Below are 20,969 nucleotides of genomic sequence, written 5' to 3' on the forward strand. Positions count from 1 at the left end.
AATAAATAAAACAAATGTTCGCTACAAGTTTTCGGGGCTAGCTGGGTTAAGCCCCGATCTGGGCTCCTTGGTATTGGTGTATGATTTTGGGACTCGTATACGGTAAGGTCAAAAGCAGTAAAAATAGCCTTAAAAAGCGTATCTCTATCCGGTAGGCGACTTTTTGTCGTGATTTTTTCGAGGTTTTATTGCTACAGAACTGCCCAAGAATGGCGTGTGCTCGTCGATTTCGGTTGAAATTGACGCCAGAAGGGTGATTCTATCGTGAGTTTGTGGTCATTCCGAGCGTTTTAATAAAAATATGAATTCTACGTTTCTTGTACCCAAAATCATACACTGGTTTCCCATAGGCCAAGAAGGGGAAAGGTTTCTATGAATCCACGTCGATTATATTGGATTGGTTTTACCGTTGAATGTGTGAGTGCCTGCGTTCGTGGAAGCATTCTATGGTGGTGCTTTCGCTATCTTAGTGGATGGTCAATGAGTGTAGCTGTTTCTATTGGACTTCTTGTTGCCCTTTTCCCCCTCATACGAAGTCTCCGGATTGTCTTTGGCGCTCCGGGCGATCTTGGGATTATCCACCGGCAAATGGTTAATGCCCGTCCACCGGCAACTCATGAGCAACGGTTGATTCGAGAGGTGTTGGCATCATATCCTGCATGGATAATCCGGCCTCGTACATGGTTGATTGTTGATGATAGTCTCGGTGGGGATGCCTATGTTTCTGGAACAACACTCTATATAGACAGCGGGTGGTTTGAGACGCCTTTCTTTCCCGCCATTGTTGCGCATGAATTAGGGCATCTCCAGGGAGATGATGCACGACTTGCCTTGGCATTATATCGACTTATCTTCCCCTCTTTTCATGATGCCGCAGATTGGTGTCGGCAAATGGCAGGTGTTGAACCCTTCACGAATAGCAGTATTGCAGAGGCTCATAAAAAGATAGCGCCTGGGGTAAGCGATCTACTCTTCTATGGCGTGTTTTGGCGCCTCCTACAGCTTATGGGGGGTGGACTAGGAGCCATGCTTTGTGGTCTATGGTGGCGGAAAGCACGTCACGCAATGGAGTATCGTGCTGATGCGTTTGCCGCACAGCATGGGTATGCAGAACTTCTCGCAGATTGTCTTGAACGCATAGACCAACGCGTCCAAGATGTAGATATACGCTTTCCTTATGTCAATGATACGCATCCTCCGACGGTGCTCCGCGTTCAACTGATGCGCGACTATGCTCGTCAGCATCCCGAGGTCGTTCAGTTTGTTCTAGAGGAACAACTCCCTGTTAACGAAAGGGATCTCGATGTCCAACACCATGAACGATGGTAATCTCCCAAGCAACCTCCATCATGTTGTGGCTAAGTGTGTACCGTGGTATCAGACTATCCTCTGCTCTTTACAAGACAATGATCTGCTATTATTTGTTTATGATCTACTGAAGGACAGTGATTATACTGCTTGACAGCAGAGCATGCTTGGTATGAATGCTGTACTCAACTTGAAATCAAGGATTCATTATTTTTTAAAAGTAGTATAAGATTTAAGGATAAATCATAATCTGAATAACAGAAAGAGCGGTAAATTAGGAGTAGACCGTTAGAAAAAATGATAGGGTCATCATTATTTATGAAATCATGCTCCTATCAAAATGCCCTCTATTACAGCATACAATACAAGGGTTTTTCTATCAAAGGATACTATAATGAATACTTGGACTCCTGAACAGTCTAGTCCACACCACCTTATTATTCGTGTTAATGATCCGCATAATTGGTTTATCAGTGAATTCCAACAGACCCTAGCTGACCATATTCACATCCTTGAAGCAGTTCCTCGAAAAGATCTCAACGACGTGAAACTCGTTGTAGAGATTGTTAATCACGGTGTTGGTATTGCTGCATCAGTGGCGCAAATATTCACGTTTTTATCGGCCGCCCGCGATCGTGCAGCTCAATCAATGCCGCAACCGGATATTCAAATCACAACCAGTGATGGAAAAAGCATAAACTTAGTCCATGATGATCAAGAACTTCTCAAGTCACTCTTAGGAATTCATGGCTAATGAATGGTCTATGAATATCGATAGACTCTTATTTACTCGTAGAGCGTGATAGGATGACGGTGTAGTGCTTGTTGAGGAGCGACTCTATGAATCAATCCAACATCCTCACGCTCGAATGTACCCCTGCCGCTGATGCTTCCGCTGGCACGCAATGGGTGTTGCGCTTTAATCAACGTAGTGCTAACGGAATCTTGCCTGCCATTCCGAATACCCAGCAACGAGCCGATTTTCGGTGGTACTTTGAAGATTATTTAGATTGGCCATTTTATGGGTTTCGTGAACGTGCTGCTCGGGTTGAAGCGGAGTTAGCCTCGTTTGGGAAGACGCTCTTTGCAGCGATTTTTAGATCAAGCGCTAGTGCGGCGGAAATCTATGCTGAATGGATGCAGGGTGATATGGGCGTTCCAACCCTGCAAATTTTGAGCCTGATCCCCGCCGTACTGAGCGTGCCATGGGAGTTGCTGCACGATGATTTTGGCTTTTTGAATCAACGACGCATTAATCCCGTTGCAATCTATCGTACTGTTTCAACCGTCCGCTCAAAAATGATGGCGCAGCAGTTTGCGATGCCCTTACGGGTGCTCGTCGTTGTGGCACGGCCTGATAACGCACAGTTTCTTGATCCGCGTAGCTCTGTTCAAACTATTTTTGGCCACTTGCACCACTTAGAACAAACCCAAAAACTCAAGTCTGGCAGAATCGAGCTGGAGTTTTTGCGTCCACCGACATATGATCATCTGTCCCGGCGCTTGCAAGATGGCACCAAACCTGTCCATATTTTGCATTTCGATGGCCATGGCAGCTTTCCCTCCAATCAATCAGCCAGTAATCAATCAGATCTCTATCCATTGGCCACAGTGCCGCAAGGGATGTTGGCTTTCGAAACAGGTGATTACAAGGTTGATACGGTTGAAGCCAGTCGCTTTGCTACGTTACTAAATGGTGCTGGCGTGCGCTTGGTCTTGTTGGATGCCTGCCAAACCAGTGTGATGGATACGAGCGAAAGCAACGATATTGACTACCAACGGCAACAAGCCTTAGGGAGTGTGGCAACTCAGTTGTTGACGGCAGGTGTACCAGCCGTGGTCGCAATGAGCGCCAGTGTGCTGCCGATAACCACGGCGATCTTTTTCGGCGAATTCTATGGTTTGATCGCCAAGGGAGATTCGGTATCACTGGCCTTGGAGCGAGCACGCCAAGCCTTGCAAAGCCAGCCTGTGCGCTTATATTTGGCACGGAACCCAGACAAGGATGCAGAATCAATCACCTTAGAGGATTGGTGGTTACCCCATTTTTATCAGCAACGTGAGATTAATCTTATCCCAACGGGTAACCCACCTCGATCCAAACCAACGAAGCTATCGGGCTTTATAGAAAACCCGCATCAACGCCCGTTTATTGGTCGTGCCAAAGAGCTCTTGCAGATGGAACGGGCCTTGCTCAACAACAAAATCGTCTTGCTCTATGGCTTTGGCGGTATTGGCAAAACCCGGCTCGCCAGCGAAGCCGCCGTGTGGCTGACCCAAACCAAGCTCTATCACGGCGCATTGCTGCTCTCGTTTGAACATGGCGGCAGCCAAATGGCCTTGCTGAGCGCAATTGCCCGTCATTACGCGTTGCCTGAAACCGATTCGCACGATTTACAGGCAGCCTTAAAGCGTTTCAAGCCGCACTTACAGAACAAGCCGCTGCTGATCATCGCTGATAATGTAGAGAGTATTTTGCCCAACGCGGGCAGTGTTGAGCGGCATGTGTTGGAACCCCAAGAACGCCACGCCTTATGGGATTGTGTATTAGGCTTGCGGGCAGCGGGGACGGGCATCATTTTGACCTGCCGTGATTATGATTTGCACGATAGTCGCTTGCAGCAAGGACCATGCACCAGCATCATTGCCATGCACGGCTTGGATGCCCCCGCAGCCTACCACTTTGCCACGGCGTTGCTTGACGAGTTGGCCATTGATCGGCGACGTACGCCAAAACAACACCTAAGCACCCTGTTGTCCCGGCTTGATCATCACCCGCTAGCGATGAGCTTGACCCTCCGCGCTTTGCGCGACTCTAGCTTAAGTATCGAGCAACTACTGAGCGACTATAGCAGTGCTTTGGATCAATTCACCGATGAAACTAGCCCGACTCAACGCCATCGCTCGCTGGAAGCCTCGCTTAACTATTCGTTACACCGCCTTAACCCTGAGCACCGTGAGTGGCTGGCTCGGCTTGCCCCATTTGAAGGCGGTGCAAGTGAAGATGATCTTTTAGCAATTACCGAGATTCCTGTAGCACAGTGGCAACAACTCCGAGTTGCTCTTGAACATGCTGCATTAATCGCACCTGTGGCAATTGAAAATGTTACCGCGCCATTTTTGCGTTTTCACCCAACTCTTATACCTTATTTGCGCCAGCAGCCTTCCAGCACCGAACTGGAGCAACGCTTTGCTGTGTATTATTATCGGTTATCAAGGTATTGTTATCAGCACGATCGCCAAAATCCACAAGTAGTTCGGGCTTTGGTACACTATGAACTTCCCAACCTGCAACGAGCAATCCACGGGTTATTGCGCTTCAAGGAGATTGCTGTTGCGGTTGATATGGCTGATATTCTGAACTACTTTTATGATATTTTTGGCATGCAACGTGAGCGCAATCTGCTCAATCAACAACTTGCCTCGCATATTGCTCCTAGTGAACAGCTTTCGGCAGTTGAATATCTGCATGAATCAGTGCTTGGCGAGGCGGAATTTGCTCAAAGCCGTTATGCTCAAGCACTCCAATGCTTTAGACAACTTTTAGTCCGCATTGAGCAACAGCCAGCCGATCAGCCGCGTAGTATTGGTTCATATGAGCATTGTGTAACAATTACGCGAATTGGCCGTTGTTTACGATTCTTAGGCGAACCTGTTGAAGCCCAGCAGGTGCAGCATCAAGCATTAACCTTGATTGAGCGATTCCTCAGCCAACAACCACACAACAAGACGTATCTTAGACAAAAAGCGCTATTATTAACGGAGCTTGCGGATTGCCACACCGATCAAGGCCAATTTGTTGATGCCAAGCGTTGTTATGAGCAAGCTCTCGCGATTGGAAAACAACTTGGGGATCAACGGGGCCAAACGGTAATTTTTGGTCAACTTGGGAATTTAGCGTTTCAACAACACCAGTATGCAGAGGCTACAGAAAATTATAATGCAGCCCAACACATCTATCAACAATTGAACGAGCCACATGGTGAGGCGGGTATTTATCACCAACTTGGCATGGTTGCCCAAGAACAAAACGATTGGCAGACCGCCGAACAGTATTATCGCCAGAGCTTGACTATCCGTGAAGGGTTGCGCGATAGCCTTGGGGTTGCCCAAACTTGTAATCAACTGGCAATTGTAACTGAAACAGCAGACAGGCCAAGTGAGACTGAGAACTGGTATCAACGCGCATTACAAACCCCGGATCTGCCAGCAATAGAGCGTGCTCGTTGGCTCAGTAATCTTGCTGCGCTCATTGTCGGCCAAATTCAAGCCGGCGCGTGGCAGCCGAACCGTTTAGCTGACGCCCAAAGCTATGCGGAACAAGCACTAAATATTTTCAAAGGTCTTGATCCTGCAATCGCCGAGGTATGGAAAATATTGAGTATTTTTGCCGACTTAGCTGATCAAGCAGGTCAAGTAGCACAAGCAGTAGAGTATCGCCAACAAGTAAGAACAGCGTTTGCCGTCCATACGGCCAATCGCTGGCATATCGATCAACAACATGGAGATTTGATCGTAGCGATTGTTGCAGCAACTCATGGCCATCAACAGGCGCGAATAGCGCTTGAGCAAGTATTACCCAAATTTGAGGCAAATGGCTGGAATATTAGTAATGCTGTTCAGCGCATCTTGATAGGCGAGCGCGACTGGAATGGATTATGTGTCAAACTTGATAACCAAGATTCGTTATTGATCCTACGGGTACTAGAAGAGTTGGAAAAGGCGGATAACAATCGGAACCTTAGAGAGAGCGAAAAACTTGGAGTCAGCGGCCCATAGCCGCCTTCGTGCTACACAACATCGACACCTTTTCGCCGCGGTTTGTCATAGCGGTTCACACACGACACTGGCAACAACGTTATAAATGAGCGTGGAAATTGTAGGGAATCATACATAATGAAACTGTCCTACGCTCAAATAGTCAAGTTTGTATCGAAAACTTGAAGCTTTTGTATCAAAGATAGAGAGACTGGCCGATTAATGCGTATGTTAAAACCGTTGATTTCTACGCACATACACCCTCAATGGGGTACGGCAATGAATCCTGTTTTTGGGTCATTTATTGATTCATGTCTGTTCATAATGATGAGCGGATATCATGATGTACACCTTTGCCGATGGAGGTCTGCTCATGCTGACTGAAAGAGCAAAAATTGATATCTGCTCATCATTTATGTACTATGGCCCTTATAAGAACGAATCGTTGCCGTACTCCACATTGGCTTGTAGGATTATTTAGATACGAAAAAATTGTTATGTCTACTTTGCCTCATGCAGTACACACATGGGTTTCGTCTTTATCGTGATGATGGAAGCCAGCGCAGCGGATCAACGGCTTGTCCATCGACCTTCAGCGTCAAATGGAGATGTGGTCCAGTGGAGTATCCTCCCCCTGCAGCGTCATAGGTGGTTCCCATCAGTCCGATAGGTTCTCCCCCTTCAACCCATTGCCCTTCAACAACTAGTGGCTGACTCATCATATGCCCATAGGTTGAGGTAAAGTCATCGTCATGCTGCAACTTCACACAATAGCCGAAGCCACGACACCAGCCAGCCTCGATTACGGTGCCGCGACGAATCGCATAGATCGGAGTCCCTTCACGGTTGGCAATATCAATGCCATTATGAAATGTTCCACCATTGACCGTGAGCGCACGCTGGCCGAATGGAGACGAGACGGAACCAATCGTTGGCCAGAACCAGGTTGGTGGTGCTGGCGGCAGGTCGGTTGCTTCGGGGACACGCTCGATCACACTATCGGGTGTTTGGATCTGGTGCTGCTCAACCCACATGAGACCAGCGTCTGCTTGGACTTGGAGCCATCCATTATGGTGAGCTACCGCCCTCAGCTGCGCACCATGCTGCACCGTCGCTGTCCTTTTATAGATAGTACCCGGTCCGCTCCACAGTTGCGCATCGGTTTGAACCATGACCATCGGTGTTGCAACGCTATCAGCTCGATCCATGGATGGCCGACGATCAGCCGGCAACGGCGCCTCTGGAATAAACAGCTCTTGGCCTGGGCGAAGCGCCTGTCCGCGATCAAGCTGATTTGGTGCGTAGGTTCGGATCATGGCAGCATCGACCTGATACGCCTGAGCAATCTGATTCACCGTTTCCTCGACGACAACGGTATGAATTACCCCATCACGCCGGGGAATGCGAATCGTGTCACCAATGGTGATCCATGCGCCGAGCGTGTTCGAGCCGACCAACGATTCCACGCGGAGACCGTACCGTGTGGCAATGGCACGGAGCGTATCATGTGGTTGGATCACATACGCATCGACGAACATTGGCCCTGATTCCTGCGTTGGTGTAACCAGTCGTGGTCCATTATCCAGCCCGTTCAAGCGCGGATCACGCCGGGTTGCTGCTGGTACTGGGTACGGAAACGGGATACGCGGCTTTGTCCTATCGGCGTACTCACTCTTGGCCGGAACGTGCGCTGAAGGCACTGCCTTTGGCGATCCCAAAGACAGCGAGAACCCATCCGACACGGCAATAAAGAACGCGAAGCCGATCACGACTGCATGCATTGCGCCACGTGGCGATAATCGTAATCGTGTACACCATGAGCGACGCTGTTGCCGATACGTCGCAGCGGCTCGATGGAGTGTCGCGTTGAATGACCATCGGATAGCGTGGCGTTGGCGACCACCGAGCTTCACCCAAGCAGCTCGCGCGGCTTGGTTGGCCGGGAGTTCGGTCTTCGGTATTGCTTGCGTATCAGCATGCCTGGGTCTCCAACTCCGGCTTCGAATACGAATACGCCGAAGCCGAAATGATGATCGTATCCTTGCATCACGATTAACTAATGGTTGTACCGCCATTGTATGGACTCCTTCGTTAAAGAAAAGACGGGCTTGTCTTGTCATCTTGTTGAGAGATGAACTCACAAGCTCGCCTTTCGACAGCTTTCTGAACGTATATCCTCGCTCCAGGAATTAAGTTGGGTTTCATGCGCTTAATGACGCGATGATGATGATTCTTCTTCAAACCACTCGGAAATACGCTCTCCCATATGGACAATATCCCGCGTCAATGCCGCTAGCATCGCCGAACGATGCGGTTCGCATTGGGGATCCATATCCCCTTCACGCACATACTCCGTGTAGTGAATACTCAGCGCCTGCGCTTCATCGGCAGAGAGACCCGATTCAATCGTAAATCCGAAGATCGTGTCATTGTGTATTGCCTTAAGCCGCCCTTCAAGCCGTACTATCCGTGCATAGATATCGACCATCGGCCATTCATGATCAAGTCGAAATGTGATATTCAAGGGCTTCAGTGTTCGATATTTTCGAGGAAATATGGATTTAATCGTCTTGGCACGACCCTGATGATGCGTCTCCATGACCGCAACCGCACATTCCACCGTGCCGATGAAAAATTGGAGGCCTAGGGTCACCACGTCGGTTGAAGGATTGAGCATTTCCAAGGTCGTGCTTTTAAGGTTGGCGGCATCAAACGCATGCTGCAACGCATGGATAAATACGCGAATGGGAGTCATATCCTGCCAGTCCTGTCACTATGCTCCACGGTTTGTGCAAAAGCCTAGACATTGGTATCAGCTACAGCGACTGAAGCGTCGCTGCTCGGCCAACGAGCAGTGGAAGGAAGACGATGCCTTCACTACTCGGCAGTGCCGATGCTGGCGGCACTGGTGGCGGGCTGCTCACCATAAATGTGATCGTCAGGGGTATACCAGCCGTTCCGGATGCATGCATTCCGGTATAGGCAATGATGGTAAGGGTATGGGGGCCAATAGTCGGCGTCCATGCGCTATAATCGTTCCCATTATTGCCAGCGAGGGCATAGGGGGCACCATTTTCAATCCGCGTGATTCTACCGTCGAGCACGAATTTGACACTGCCAACGGTCCCAGGATTCGTGAATGCCTGCATATTCAATCGGTGGGTTGGCAAACTGCCAAAATTCAACGTCATACTGCTCCCAAGCGACTCAAAACCAGCGATTGGCAGATCGGTATCAGCATTGATCAGGGTCAGTTTGGTGATGCTTGGGCCTGTACTGGACTGCGGGGTCGGTGTAACCTGAACCGGTGGTATCGTGGGCGATGGAGGCACGGTGGGTGGAATACTCGTCGCTGAAGGAGCTGCCGTAGGCGGAACATGCGTCATGGTGGCTGATGGCTGCACACCACAGGTCTGACTTGCCGATGACGCGACCGGTACACGATTCGCATGCCGCTGCGGGGCCAAGCGCGCGGTTATCCATGGCATCGAGCCAGGCTGTACCCGCCCGAGCGTGTTCCAGGCATACAGCGCCCCACCCTTTGAGTGGGCAATAAGCTCAACGGAACAATTTCCGTCGAGATCCGCGAGGGTTGGACCCGCAATAACGCCTTGTATTGCGGTCGTGCTGTTCCCCTCATTAGGAAGCGCCAGCGGGAAGCCGCTGAGGAGCTGCCCCGATCGCGCGTTGAGTGCCGACATGCCAACAGCATTATTGGCTGAGCCATCATAGCTATAGGTGCCCAACACTATCTCAGGCACGCCATCCCCAGTGATGTCTCCAACCGCGACCTCACTCGCATAGAGCGCCCGTCCGTTGGCATAATTATAGGACCAGAGCTGGACACCATTCTCACGATATGCCCGAATCGTGCCATCGTCGAAGGTGACAACAATCTCTAGCACACCATCATGATCCAGATCAACAACAACGACCGGATTGTTCGGCGTAAAATAGTTCGACCGTAGGGGCGATCCAACCGTCCGACCGATAGACCAGCCAGGCCGCCGCTGCCCATTCGGTTCAAGGATGATTAATGCGGTCGAGGTATTCTGATGCGCTTGGAGCGGGTCACGAACCTTCCCCGCGACGATGATTTCGGGGGTACCGTCGCTGTCGAGATCTGCGACGGTTGGAGCAGAGCGCGTGAACTCAATATATTTATCGCGGCCCCAGGTCTGAGCAGCGCCATCAAGATAGGTTCGCACGGGCCAGCCTGCCACCTGTTGACCAGTACCGGTATAGGCATTCATGTACATTTCATCACGACCGATGATAATTTCGGCCTTGCCATCACCCGTAAGATCCGCAGCGGCCAACTGGCCGAAGAATCCCGATCCCTTTGTGGCTGATAGTGGAAAACCCGGTACCGGCGAACCATCCACATTCCACGCATACAGGTTTGGTGCATAGTTCGTGTTGCTTCCAGCCTCGTTGGTCGTTGCGGCGAGGATCTCCAAGTTGCTGTTGCCAGCGATATCGACTATGGTAACACTCATCACTTCGGGGGTATTCCCATTCGTGATTCCGGCCCAGTCCATCTCTTTTGGCCACCCTGGAAGCACCGTCCCATCACGCCGCCAAGCAAAAACTTTGCCACGCTGTCCAGCGCTCGATCCCGTGCCACGTGTCCCGGCGACGACATCGAGCTTACCATCACGATCAATATCAGCAATCGCTAACGAGCCATTGATCCGTGGGGCATTATCACAAATGCCGCCGGTCTTCCAAGGAAAACCGGGGAGTAAGCCACCAGTAGGCGTAAAGCCCCACACGCAGCCTGTACTGTCAGCTGACACGATGTCAAGCACACCATCACCGGTGAGATCAATGACCGTTGGAGAGGAAAAAAATGAACCGTAGGGCTGGAGTGCGGGAAATCCAGGCCGCAGACTCAATGGTTGTGATGCGGCTGCAGCGTTCGATTGGACTGAAGAAAGAAGAAAACCAACCATACCAGCAACAATCAGGATAAAAAGGGATGGTATGAGACGGTGGACAGGATACGATTCTTCTGAAGTATTCATGCAACACATCCTTATCATCATTAAAAACCAAACGGGCCTGCTGTTTTCTTCTCATTGCGAGAGAGGAAAAGAACAAGCCCGTCAAAGACAGCTTTCTGAGCGTTTCACCCCGCTCCGGGTTCAGATTGTCATGGTCGCTTCAGATGCATCCTTGCATACATCGGTGATACGTTCTGTGATGGTCGCTGTCAATGAAGAAAAAGAAGAAAGAGCAAACAAGAACGGGAGTTCATTGTGTCGATCATCACATCGATCATGTGCCTGCAAACGTGCGTCATCGCACTCCTAACGAATCCGGCGTGATTCATGGAATAGTGTTCACCAATCGCAGGATGATTGGTTCACCGTTTCACGATGCGCCGGAAGTCTGTCATGCACCACAACGATGGGAACTAGAATGCTGGCCAGTGATGCCACACCACATGCCAATAATCGTTGCCGGCGTTGCGCGCTCTGGTCGAAAACCAAGACCCTCTGCCGCATTCCATCATACCCTTTCGCCGATCAACCTGTTAAGGCGTTTGCTCAGCGGCCGTGTGGTGGAATTGCCTGGGACATAGCGGTGCGTTGGAGTCGGAACGTTCGTGACCTGCTGGAGCCGCAGCTCAACCTCGGTCGGTTGTACCATCTGCATTTGCAAGCATGGCTCTTGGCGTCGCCGGGCATGCCATAGCGCACCGGTGGCACAGAGCCACCCTAGGACTGCCAGAATAAAAAGCCCATGCATCAGTGTCATCGTTTATTCCTCGTTGCACATCCCGAATGCCAGATGGCGAACTATGCATGTGCTCGCCATCTGGTACAGCGATTAATTGCGTCTGTTAGGCCAGCGTCTGACTCGGCTCGGCACGCGACTTCCGTTTGCGCCGCCGGAGTGGCCGCCGCCCCGCTAACCGCGCGGCGATCTGAGCATCCCCGTCAAGCGGCTGCGCATCAGGGGCGGGAATGATATTCGTCACCACTAAATGCTCGCTGGGTCGCGATCGCAACCAATCCAGTTTCGTTGGATCAACCTGATCTAAGAGCGCATGACCCTTGGGAAGATACGCCGTTGTGAGGACGTATTCCGCCTCAACTTGGGCATGATTACCAGGAACCAGCAGCATCGCTGCGCTATCCGTATCGATAGGGACAAACATCTTCACCCGTGTTTTGACTTCACGCGGAGCTGCACCTGGCTCAGGACGAGCAAATTTCTCGCACGTCACCATCGTTACCTGATGGTATTGTTGTGCTGTGCCAGAGGCGAACTTTGAGCCATTGAGTGGGCCATTGAGCCGTTGAACTTCTTCAACCACGCCATTTATGCGAATCAGGGCCACATCCGCAGCTTGCTCATCAATGAGGCGGACTTCAAGCACTTTGACGTAGAGCCGTGTCACCATCTCGCCACCAAAGTTGCTTTCCCGCTCGTAGCGTGGGTCACGTACCTTCTCCAGCACCATGCGTCCAACAATGGACACAAGGCAACCCTCACGCGGTTCTTTGCCCTCACCCTGTGCCAGCATCTGAACCTGCGTATGCGGCAACCCTTCGGGGATAAGTAAGGCAATCCGCTTCTTTGGGGCCAAGTCTGCAAAATCGTCGTCCATGCCCGGTTCAACAACCAGCAGGTTTCGCTGCTGGTAGCTGGCCCCCCCCGATGCAAGACCTTTAAGCCACATCGCTTTCCGTTTTGGCTGCTCGATACGCCCACGGAGCAGGACGCGATTGGTTGGCCATTCATCGCCCGTCCCCAACGTATGCGGGACCTGTGTGATAACAACGGGTTTGGAATCGACATCTTGGGTCGGTGCTGAATCACGTTGGCTTTCGACGGGGGCAGTCTCAGTCTCGTGCTGACTATCACGCCGATCCTTCTTATTGGTACGGCGAGGTCGGTCACGTTCATCCGTGTCGATGGGTTCCACGATGTGGCTGGTGCTCTTCAGAACGACATCGGCACCTACCACTGCAGCATCCAGATCGCTGACACCATGCTGAATGAAACCCGTGTGGGGCGTGCTATCCAAGATTGCAACAGCATCACCATCTTGGGAACCAACCCCAGTTGGCGTACTGTCGTACGACGCTTGTTCGACGTTCATGCTTAATGTTCCTTTCGCTGTGTCTCAATTGATGTCCGATTCCTACCGCTGGTCATCAATCGGTTAATGCCAGTAGTGTAGAGAAAAGCGACGATCATGCCTATGGTTTCCGTCGCACGTTTGTCGCATGGATGAAAAAAAGCATGCGACACCACACGATACATTCTCAGTTTTCTACACGATCTATGTATGGATGGGTAGCAGGACAACGCTCAACTCCGCAGGCCGTAGATAGGGAGGTGAGACGGTACAACTTCCCACGGATCACCCCACAGTGATATCGTTGCTCCGACATCGTCTACCCAATACCCATCAACGATAGAATGTGGCAGACGTTTGAATGTTGCTGCATAGCAACATGCTCGTCCCTGTGGTGGCTGACTGTTCCACCAGCCACGGTTAAAGGCTTGATGAATGTTCGCTAGTCGCGTCTCACTCTTCACGACAAATGTTGGAATAGGAAATGTGCCAAGGAGATCCCGCCAAAGGCCAGTGGCATATGCCGTTCGATAATCGGCACCTTTCTCACGAATGACCGATAGCTCCTCGGTCGTCCGATCAATCTCTAATGCAAAGAGACGTTCCTCATGAAATCGATCATCAAGGGGGTAGGTATCGTCGGGAATGAGCCAGGGCATCCATCGCGCTGAGCGCTTATTGGCAGGAAGTGCATGCAATGCTCCCTGCCGGGAATATCGAATAATGATCAACGCATCAATACGAATATGACCGAGTGCAGTATATTCGGGCCAAACATCAATCCCAACAAAACGATCAAGCGCACGCAAATCACTAATTAATCGGGTAATGAATTCTGCTTGGTCTAACATATGACTGTGAATAGCCCGCTGGGTTGACTCGAGTGCCCCTTCTTTCGTAATTAATCGATCACGATCACGGGGTGATGGTGGCTTGGGTATGCCGACATACTCACGAAGAAGCGTGCTTCCTTTTTGGGTTAAGGCATACAGAAACGCGCGATTAATGGGCTTTTGCCCAAACGGATCAGACAGTGGTTCCATCCAAAGATGACCTGACTTTCGCAACATCTTCAAATGATGGGCCAATCCCTCCCGGCTCAGATCTGGCGCTGCGATCCGTTGGATCTGATGCCGTCGCATTGGCCCAATAATGCCGAATGCCAGAAGGATTTGGAGCCTTCGGTCGAGCTGGATTCCTGGCACGATGTAGCCTTTGGGTATCGGTGGCATTCCCATTACACACCGACCTTTCCATCGAGCCGGTTAAAGGCTCCAGGCTTTTGCGGCGCTGGCATTGCAGGAATTGCCTCTTGACCCGTACCACGCATATAGCGTTGTCCTGCACTACCCTGCGCCGATGATGGATTACTTGGTAGCCCATGGCCTTTTGCAGGTATCGAGCTTTTGGTCGTCTTCGGAAACGCTGCGAGGAGTCGCAGTTGCTCAGCCTGCACCTCAATCGCTGGACGTGCATAGCGCAGCCGACTGAGCCACAACACGCGCGTCCGTTTGTCGGGGATGAGGCCTGGCTGCGCCAAGATCGCTCGGCGCTGGCACGCTCGATGCTGGGTACAGCGCTGCAAATAGGCCTGCCAGTGCGCCTCTGGTGCGCGATATAACAACGCGAGGGCATCTTCTGGACTGAATTCTGCCAACTCTGCAATCCATGCATCCATTTGCGCATCCTCTGGCGTCAATTGGTCTGCGGTCATTGTTTGCCACACGCCATCAACCGGCACAACGCGCTGATCAGGGAGTGGCCACAGTGGGAGTGGTTCAAATGAAAACAACTCAACGGTTTCACCGGTGCTCAGCGTTACATGGCCATAGCCTTCCTGTCGGGCTGGAATACTCTCATAGTCACTCTTGGTCAGGCCCGAACTCGGATATTGGCTCATCCAGACAGCGGCATCATCGCCGCGTGTGCCAACAATGAAGCGTGCGCCACAGTTGGCCATAATTGCCTTGAGCAAATCCGTCATGAACTGGCCGGTATGTTGATGGATGAAGAATCCCCCCACCATAAATGATCGGAGCCGTTCCAGCATATTCGTCAACGATGAGGGATCGCGTTGGCGGACCATGACTTGCACCTCATCGAGAAATGCGAGGATGAGCTCCCGTTCTGGTTCCTTGAGCTCTTGGCGACTAAACGCTGCGGCAACAATCTGATTCAAAAACAGTGTCGCGAGAAAAGCACCTTCTTTTTCTCCGATACGCTCGACCGGTAATTTGGCGAAGAGAATGCCCCGCTGGTCAAGCATCGTACGAATGGGAATGCTTGTCCGCGGCTGATTCGTAATACGACGGACGGTCGAATTCATGAGGAATTGATCAATCCGTCGCTGGACGGCATCCATCGAGTTCTTTTGTTGCTCGGAGAGATCTGGATAGACATTCTCCCACCAATAGCGTGTCTGGTAATCGCGTATCTTCGCGAGAATACGCGCTCGATATTCTTCAGACCGAAAGAATACGGATAGGTGGGCAAGAGTTGCATTTGGCTCGCCTTCAATCAGTGCTTTCGCTCCCCAGCCAATGAACTGCTGCATGCCGACGGACTTCTGCCAGTTTTCGTCCATGGCAGCAAAGGTCGATTCAACGAGGGAAATAAGTGTATCCGTATCAACGCCCGTCGGAAGCGATTGGGCATCCAAGAGGTTCAATCCAACTGGCCACTCAGTATCTGTGGGGTCGAAAATAGCAACATCGCCTTCTCGTTCCAAAGGTACCATGAGGATAGCGTCATCAACCGTATCGCCCTTGAAATCTGAAAGAATAGCGCCAGCTCCAACCCGAAACACCTCACCTAACAACACCTTCGTCAAGTGCGATTTGCCAGAGCCAGAAGGAGCAATGATGTGGCCATGGGTGCTGAAGGCTCCTAATGGTACGCCGAGATAAATGGGTGTGCCGTCTGGACGACGACCGCGTGCCACGCGAATCATCCGGTCTTTGATTGGGACTATCGCATCATAGAATGGCGGTGGTTCATCGATAGGACCAACAATGATGCGTGGATCGGGCGGGAGATACCGATTCCTCCGCCATCGCGCGATATGAACATCCCGTTGTGTTGGAAAATGCCAATGCAAGGTAATCTCAGAGGGAACCAGAATACTGGGATGCTGTTCGGGCCACAGTGGTGGGAGCGGAATGCTCCGGGCGGGAAGGAATGGAAGGTCACGTCTTGGTAAATGGGCTAAATGCCCTGCATCACGGCGGGCTATACCACCGCTACTTTGCTTCCAGGCTTGTGTGACATCGCCCCGTTCTTGGGTGTATTGTGCTACGATACTGGATACCTGTTTCAGTTGTCGCTCCGCAACCTCAGGATCAGTTGCAATAACCACTGCCCGCAGAACGGCTCGAAATCCCTTTTCCGCAGCCTTGGCTTGGATTGCTGCGCCAACATCCTTGAGATGCGGTTGATCAGTGAGTTTTGCATCCTCGAGCATGATTGCTGCTCGCATCCGTGCCCACCACTGCCATCGTCCCTTGGTTGGAGACAAAATGATCTGCACACCAACATGCTGTACTCCCGTTAGTGGCGTTAGGCTCCCGAGTAGTGGCCCCATAAGATCGGTATTTGAATCAACGGTCGCCATTACCAATGGGTAGCTCGAATCGGCGGCAAGCTGCCATTCACGCCATGCAACAATCGGAATATTGACCATATCGGTGGTATGTGATTGAGGATTGCCAGTCATACAATCTCCTTCATAGTCCAACTGCCTGCAGTGGATCATCCATCGTTCGGATTTCAATCCCTGGTGCAGCACCCGTGAGCAGACTCTGGGTTGTCAATACGAGTGCTGGCTCTGCTGGTAACCAGAGTCCCCATTGCACTCGACCATCTGATCCACTCCAAAGCTCCAGAGAGATTCGGGCATCGCCTTGGTGCGCCGCCAGCGCTGTCGCAAGCGTGCGAAATGGGTCAATAGCCTGCACTGCTTCTCCATATCCACTACGGGCGGCAGCCGCGCCATGGGGGTCGGTGGCTGCCGGTTTGGGGAGCCGAATGCCGAGGAATCCTCCGCGTCCAAGCGGAGTCTGGTGGCGTGCCTGCTGCCGTATCCAGACACTTTCAACCATTGCAAGCAGAACCCAAAAGAGATAGATTCCCCAAATGACGACTCCTGTCAGCATCAGGCGGTTAATGAGCGTGCGAAAGGTCAGCATTGGACCTGCGAATGGAACCTTTGAAAGTAAAAAATAACTGCCTCCAATAATCAGGAGACTCACTATTAAAATGGAACCGACACATCCTCGCCAATGGAGTGCAATCCTGCGAGTCATAGTGCGTCGTGATGATGGTGCAATTGTTGTCATCCATTACTCCAATTCTAAATAGAGCGCGTTGATCACATCAGCTTCATCGTCTTGGCTGTCTCTTCCATCCGATAATGGAACATCTGACACACGGTGGTTAAACATTGCCCACACATCAGCCTCCGTTTTCAGCTTCGGATTAATGCGATAGGCACCACGGCCACTTTGGCGATTCAATAACACTCCGGTTCGGTCATGGACATGGGCTAGTATGGCCCATCCACATTGCTCATCGATGTCGTACTCAGGCAAGGCTTCAATAACCATGCGGGCCGTGATTTGTCGGCGAGAATCAGCCAATGCTCTCGTAACAATCGTGTGTAATGCCCTATAATCGAGGTGGCTTGGAGGGAGACCTAAAGAATTCTCTTGATGAAGCTGTTGCAGATTACCCGTAGGGTGACGAGAAGTCGTATAGGATTGTGATCTATCAACCTCTGATACCGTGAAGGGGATAGGGTCTTCTCCTAGAATCGCAGGTGCGAGGGCAGTTGGCTCCACCTGCCAAAACGTCCATGGATCGGTGGCTGCTTTTACGGTTTTTGCATATTTTCGTTGGGGCAAACTGGTTAGGTATGAAAGCAGCATATGATCATCGAGAGTTGCCGGAAGGCGACATTGATGCTGAAGATCGTGCTCAATTCGGAGGGTCACCATAGTATTGGCGCTGGACAGAACTGGGAGAATCTTTGTCAACGGTATGAGTTCTGCTCCTGGTTCCTCAGCAATTAAGAGAACGACAATTGGGCGATGATGCGCACGCGCGAGTAGCCGCATGATTGCCTGTACCATTTTTAATGTCAGGAGTACTGGTACAGTGAGGATAACAAATTGCTCCCGAGTATCTGAGTCAGGAACAAGATGTGTTGCTAAAAGCGCATCAATTTGATCATTCAGTGAGAGGGTATTCCAGACGCTCTTGCTCTCAGCGAGTTTTGTATACTGAGGGGCATGAAGAAATGCCGTGAGTGAATCAGGAATATCGCCTAGGATAAAGAGTGCGGTGTGATCGGCATCTGCTTCTGAGAGCGTATCACACAGAATAGCTCGGACACACTGTATCGCCTGTGTACCAGTCACAAGAAGATGTGAAAGACGGTCCCAGAGGAAGGTTCGCTCAGAACCATCGATTCCCGTAAGGCGGAACGTCCATACTGGGATTGTAGGTTTGTGCATCGTTCGCACATTGACTGTGAGAAATCGTATTGTTGCGTCAGTCATTGTCCATTGCGCATCGATCATTGCGATTGCCCCATCAGCAAGATACATAGGAAGGTGTTCTTCCATTACTGGAGACACATTCCGTAACGCCACTTCGACTGTCTGTTCTGTTTGCATAACCCCTTCAATGGATTCAACGGGCCGTCGTTTCACCTCATGAGCGATCACATACTCGATCGTCCCTATCGCACCGTGAATTGCCCCAATTCGCCGTAATGACGCAAGCACTGTTTGGGCTGCGGCAGCACGCTCCTCCTCCTCCATTCTTGAAGGATTATGCTCTGTCTGCATGACCATTGGCCGCATGGTTGGGAGTGGGATCAACTCGCCTTGATGAACTAGACGAGTAGGAGATACGGAGCCGGGCTGAAGCATTACTGCATACTCCTGTGCATCAGGCCCACAGAGAAACCAGTGCTGTTTCAGTGTTGTTAAAGCCAGCGGGTGCTGCACCAATTCTCGAATAGTGGACGGGATGGCTTTGCCATGCATCCCACCAGTAGCCATCCGCCACGCAGGAATGCTTCCCCAGGTACTGCTCGTCCACAAGGACGCATGAGGGTCGATAGCCAGTCGATCAGTACTTTGCTCACCCTCGGATGCGACTATGATAGGACGGCTTACGGGCGGTAGAGCCTTGATAATAGCCTCCAAGATGAGGTGCAATGCACGACGCTGTTTTGGGTCTGGTGGTTGAACGATAATCAATGCACCACCAGCTTCCATGAGGGGAGCCACCTGTTCACCAGGTGCCGTCAACAGCCCAAGAAGCTTTCGTCCGATATACGGCTGAAGACACATCTGCCAGCGGGCACCATAGGTGCGCCAATTAAAGAAATTCTCCCCACCGTCTTCATCTTGTGCCAGCGCACTCACTTCAGGTGGCGGATCAAGGAGTCTTGCCAGAAGAAGGCCAATCTGTTGCGGTGCGCGATCATTGCGCCAATGCCGCAGTGCTGGTCGGATAAGACGACGAACGGGATCAAGCGGCTCAAAAAGCATGATTTCATCAAGCAGAGAGACTATGTGATCATCATTTAAAAGCATCGAAAGATCGAGGGTTGCCGTTGTCGCCATACTCCGATAATCAACGATCCGCATCCGCCGACGTAACTGGTCAGACGATGATAGCAATACATCGACAGTTTCTGGCTGAAGAAAGGCAATCAGGCTGGCATCAGCTTGGAGGATGGCCCTCAAGCTATGGACGAGGAGCGGGCGACGTTCCTCGCTACCACCGACAATTTCGATGGCTTGCCTATTACCGAGTGGCAAGCTTGGTTCTGCGCCGTCGTGAGCGTATCCAAGACGGAGTACCCCACCTGTTCGAGCACGGATCTGGGTTCGATGCAAAGGAAGTACGGGCAACGCAGATCCGGGTACAAGGGTGGGATTTGGAAATAAACCCGTGGATTGATTTTTCGTCATAGATGGAATGATTAAAAGGCTTCGTACGATCGCAAGACCGTACCGACGAAGCCATCGAGGCATCGGCAAATTGCGCTTACGCCAGTTCCTTGCAGCAATAACGGATGGTGGCTCACCACAATCGGCAGCAAACATCGCTCGTTGCCCGTTCTTTGTAATGGCGATCATAACGAGGGACGCGTTCATCCCGAATGGCCAGTGTGCAGTGGTTGTTTCGAACGTAATCTTGCTCCATATGGGTGCCTGTGGTGATGTCAGTTCACGCACTGGAGCAAGATGACTCCCTGGTGCATAGCGTGTCATCATGTATTCAAATCGATTACCCCATGCCTTCGGCAAAGCAACAACGAAAGCGTAGGATTGTCCTTCCCGTACTGCCCAGATCTCGCCACCACCAGCCTGATAGCATAAACCGAGAAATTGTGCTTCTACCCGCGGTATGTCTGTCCCATGGGCCAGACGCACACGATAACGAACCCATGATGCCCGTTCATGCGCCTGACGATATGCCAGCACTGCGACTATACTGAGCACAAATACCACGATGAGAAGCACAATAACCATCATCTAATCCTCAACCAAGGAAAATGCGGCCATATTAAGCGGTTTTGGATCACCAAGACGTGCATCAGAAGCAGGATCGCTGTTGATGACTCCAACAGATTGTGGAGATAAACCTACGAGCCCCTCCAGTTCACCAATTTTCTGCTGGAGAAATGCCCCCCACAAATGAAAACGTTCCTGTGCTGCAACGGTGTTGTTGGTTGGCTCTGTTGTGATTGTGCGCCCTAAGAATGAATCAAATACTCGCATAGATAGCTCCTTCG

12 protein-coding genes are annotated in these 20,969 nt (G+C 51.2%); 3 read left to right on the forward strand and 9 right to left on the reverse strand.

The features are described 5' to 3' along the window. The first annotated feature begins 480 nt into the window (after positions 1-480). The 3 genes from SE18_RS25405 to SE18_RS25415 all read left to right on the forward strand — a co-directional run bounded on the left by SE18_RS25405 (position 481) and on the right by SE18_RS25415 (position 6,087). Positions 481-1,329: a M48 family metalloprotease gene (locus tag SE18_RS25405; protein ID WP_054537289.1), complete on the forward strand. Its 849-nt coding sequence runs from the start codon at positions 481-483 to the stop codon at positions 1,327-1,329. Between the two features lie 373 nt (positions 1,330-1,702). Further along, positions 1,703-2,062, forward strand: a complete 360-nt coding sequence (locus tag SE18_RS25410) for a hypothetical protein (RefSeq protein WP_054537290.1) — start codon at positions 1,703-1,705, stop codon at positions 2,060-2,062. A gap of 86 nt (positions 2,063-2,148) precedes the next feature. Then, complete coding sequence (locus SE18_RS25415) at positions 2,149-6,087, forward strand: tetratricopeptide repeat protein (protein ID WP_054537291.1); 3,939 nt, start codon at positions 2,149-2,151, stop codon at positions 6,085-6,087. Positions 6,088-6,605: 518 nt separating this feature from the next. Here SE18_RS25415 and SE18_RS27045 read toward each other — a convergent pair. From SE18_RS27045 to SE18_RS25465, 9 genes are all read right to left on the reverse strand, one after another. Then, positions 6,606-7,847 carry a LysM peptidoglycan-binding domain-containing M23 family metallopeptidase gene (locus SE18_RS27045; protein WP_160319557.1) on the reverse strand — a complete coding sequence of 414 codons (1,242 nt, stop codon included), beginning with the start codon at positions 7,845-7,847 and terminating at the stop codon, positions 6,606-6,608. 428 nt (positions 7,848-8,275) lie between these two features. After that, on the reverse strand, positions 8,276-8,821 hold the full coding sequence (locus SE18_RS25425; protein WP_054537293.1) for a hypothetical protein: 546 nt from the start codon (positions 8,819-8,821) through the stop codon (positions 8,276-8,278). A gap of 61 nt (positions 8,822-8,882) precedes the next feature. Beyond that, the gene (locus SE18_RS25430; protein WP_054537294.1) at positions 8,883-11,093 is read right to left on the reverse strand and encodes an FG-GAP repeat domain-containing protein; all 2,211 of its coding nucleotides are present in this window, start codon (positions 11,091-11,093) and stop codon (positions 8,883-8,885) included. Between the two features lie 821 nt (positions 11,094-11,914). Continuing rightward, positions 11,915-13,180 (reverse strand): hypothetical protein, encoded by a 1,266-nt coding sequence (locus SE18_RS25440; RefSeq protein WP_054537296.1) that lies wholly within the window; start codon positions 13,178-13,180, stop codon positions 11,915-11,917. Between the two features lie 212 nt (positions 13,181-13,392). Then, positions 13,393-14,397 carry a replication-relaxation family protein gene (locus tag SE18_RS25445; protein ID WP_054537297.1) on the reverse strand — a complete coding sequence of 335 codons (1,005 nt, stop codon included), beginning with the start codon at positions 14,395-14,397 and terminating at the stop codon, positions 13,393-13,395. Continuing rightward, positions 14,397-16,871 (reverse strand): type IV secretory system conjugative DNA transfer family protein, encoded by a 2,475-nt coding sequence (locus tag SE18_RS25450; protein WP_054537298.1) that lies wholly within the window; start codon positions 16,869-16,871, stop codon positions 14,397-14,399. The genes SE18_RS25445 and SE18_RS25450 overlap by 1 nt, the downstream gene beginning before the upstream one ends. Positions 16,872-16,881: 10 nt before the next feature. Continuing rightward, a complete protein-coding gene (locus tag SE18_RS25455) occupies positions 16,882-17,493 on the reverse strand; it encodes a hypothetical protein (protein WP_152976762.1) in 612 nt (203 codons plus the stop codon). A 3-nt stretch (positions 17,494-17,496) separates the two neighbouring features. Continuing rightward, a complete protein-coding gene (locus SE18_RS25460) occupies positions 17,497-20,709 on the reverse strand; it encodes a hypothetical protein (RefSeq protein ID WP_152976763.1) in 3,213 nt (1,070 codons plus the stop codon). Then, on the reverse strand, positions 20,710-20,955 hold the full coding sequence (locus tag SE18_RS25465) for a hypothetical protein (RefSeq protein WP_054537301.1): 246 nt from the start codon (positions 20,953-20,955) through the stop codon (positions 20,710-20,712). Positions 20,956-20,969 lie beyond the last annotated feature (14 nt).

It is taken from the genome of Herpetosiphon geysericola (assembly GCF_001306135.1).
Taxonomy (GTDB): domain Bacteria; phylum Chloroflexota; class Chloroflexia; order Chloroflexales; family Herpetosiphonaceae; genus Herpetosiphon; species Herpetosiphon geysericola.